Source organism: Pantoea ananatis LMG 2665 (assembly GCF_000710035.2).
GTDB lineage: Bacteria > Pseudomonadota > Gammaproteobacteria > Enterobacterales > Enterobacteriaceae > Pantoea > Pantoea ananatis.
This window is the reverse complement of sequence record NZ_JMJJ01000011.1, coordinates 1-1,987: the sequence shown is the minus strand read 5'-3', so window position 1 is coordinate 1,987 and position 1,987 is coordinate 1. Positions and strand designations below refer to the sequence as shown.

At 50.1% G+C, this 1,987-nt stretch carries 3 protein-coding genes and 2 pseudogenes; 1 reads left to right on the top strand and 4 read right to left on the bottom strand.

The window, feature by feature from the left end:
• Positions 1-467: pseudogene (locus tag EL29_RS23480) on the bottom strand (VENN motif pre-toxin domain-containing protein); the annotation flags it as partial.
• A 217-nt stretch (positions 468-684) separates the two neighbouring features.
• Between EL29_RS23480 and EL29_RS23540 the strand changes: the two are divergent.
• The gene (locus EL29_RS23540; protein ID WP_488135052.1) at positions 685-810 is read left to right on the top strand and encodes a SymE family type I addiction module toxin; all 126 of its coding nucleotides are present in this window, start codon (positions 685-687) and stop codon (positions 808-810) included.
• 72 nt (positions 811-882) lie between these two features.
• Here EL29_RS23540 and EL29_RS20725 read toward each other — a convergent pair whose 3' ends face one another.
• The 3 genes and pseudogenes from EL29_RS20725 to EL29_RS23475 all read right to left on the bottom strand — a co-directional run.
• Positions 883-1,179 (bottom strand): immunity protein CdiI family protein, encoded by a 297-nt coding sequence (locus tag EL29_RS20725; RefSeq protein ID WP_028714910.1) that lies wholly within the window; start codon positions 1,177-1,179, stop codon positions 883-885.
• Positions 1,176-1,415, bottom strand: coding sequence for a hypothetical protein (locus tag EL29_RS23155; protein ID WP_227008660.1), 240 nt, complete (start codon positions 1,413-1,415; stop codon positions 1,176-1,178). Before EL29_RS23155 ends, EL29_RS20725 begins: the two co-directional genes overlap by 4 nt.
• A pseudogene (locus EL29_RS23475) lies at positions 1,370-1,987 on the bottom strand (VENN motif pre-toxin domain-containing protein); the annotation flags it as partial. The pseudogene EL29_RS23475 and the gene EL29_RS23155, both read right to left, overlap by 46 nt.

Below are 1,987 nucleotides of genomic sequence, written 5' to 3'. Positions count from 1 at the left end.
TAAGGCGCAGCGCCCTGCGCCAGGGCAGCCCTGATGTCGCCGCCCGCCAGCGCCTGCAAAGCATTAACCACCGCATTCACGCCGGTGCGCACGCTTCCGCCCATGTCCGCGCCCTGACGGACAATCGCCTGATCGTAGGCCAGCTGCCAGGGCTTGCTGACCACCGCCTGCCTGCTGCTGTCTACGTTCGGCTCCCTTTTATGCGCCTTATCCAGTATTGCCCTGGCCTGGGCTTCCAGCGCAGTACGCGTATCCGTATCCGTATCCGTATCCGCCAGGCTGGCCGTGGCGGCGCGCGTGGCCCGGGCGGCTTCATGCGTGTTGTAAACGTCAAGCGCCTGGGTGGCAACGTCGTTGACCAGTTGCGCCTGCTGCAGGCGGCGCTGCTCTTTCTCTTTGTCGAAAATAAGGCTGATGCTGCCGTCGTTGGCATGCTCCGTGTCGCGGCTCAGGCCGGACAGATCCTGCAGATGGCTGAAAAACCGGATATCTCAAAAAGTGCATGGAACTAAAACAGGTGTGCTTACACCAGCACCGCCTGATACAGTCGCTGCCCCGGTCTGCGGATAAAGGGAGAGTAACTGGAAGAGGCGGGATTTACGATCTTGACGTCCGGGTGCTGGCGGGCTGTCTGATCCTGACCGCTCAGGAACCGCAGCCAGAGACGAGACGACAGAACCGGAAGTGCTGACCCAGCTACGCCAGGCCTGTAAAAAGCCCTCAGCGCGCAGGCAGCGACAGATTGCGGAGTTTATCAGCGCAGTCAGCACGCCGCAGAAGCGGTCACCGCCACCGGGCACGGAGGAGTGACGGAAGGTCTATCCGGATAAGTGACGGCTCAGGAAGGAAGATCCCGGCCATTAAGGGCTGGGATCTTTATTATTAATAATCAGAATGATAAGTTATTTTGTATGCACTTCCGAGTTCTGTCTGGAGACGTTCAGCTAATTTATAGCCATTATCAATAAACATCCTCTCTTCTTCTTTTGTTGTGAAGCCTGACGATAATGGATCTTCATCATTTAATATAGAGTCATATTTTTCCGACCATTTATTAAGTTCTTCTTTCAACTCATATGAGAGAGGTAAATCTTCTGGATCAATATTCCCAACTTCACCAGGTAAATTATTCCATAAGGGGAAAGAGTAATAATCCGCCATTAACTTTATAAGTTTCATTTCAATCTCCCAGCAGGATTGGCTCCTACCACAAAGCCATTACTTGATACGGTGATAGCTAATCGATGCATTTCACCATTTATAACTGTTTCATAAATTGGACGACCTGTCCCTTTCCCTTGATAACCAACGACTTTACCTTCTGATATTGCTTTCATAACTACGCTGGGGATTTTTGCTTCTGAAACACCTATATTTGCAAAGTCCTTTTCATGCTCACCGATAATATGCTGCAATCCCGCCTTTGAGTTACCTTTCTCAAGAAAAAAACTTTTCCATTATTATTCTTAGCAGCACTGACAATATTTTCAGGTGTAAATTTAATACCCTGCGCGGTCATTTCCTTTAATAAGGATTTAGTAGTAAAACTATTTTTTGCTATCAGAAAAAGATCTTTACCCAGCATTCCTATTGACGCAACTGCTGCCTGATTTTCCGGATCTGACGCGAACACCGCAAATTTCGTCCAGCCAGGACTATTTTGATCTATTTTCGCCAGATCCTGGCCGTTCCACTGCTGAACGTAGGCTTTAGCTTCATCGCTGGTCATCACATCGACACCGGGAAGATTACCCAGCCAGCCCGGACGATTCGCCATATCCGAACCACCCTGGGCAACGTCTTTATCCCAGACCTGTACCCCAACCGGATCGTTTTTCAGCTTCTGGTCGGTTTCCGCACTTTGCTTATCGCTGACCTGCTTCCATTTATCTATAACTGCCTGGCAGTCACCGCCAGATTTACGGCACTCTGACAATTCTTTGTCGAAGGCAAGTGACTGTGTAGCGCTCAGCGAGTTATTCTCCAC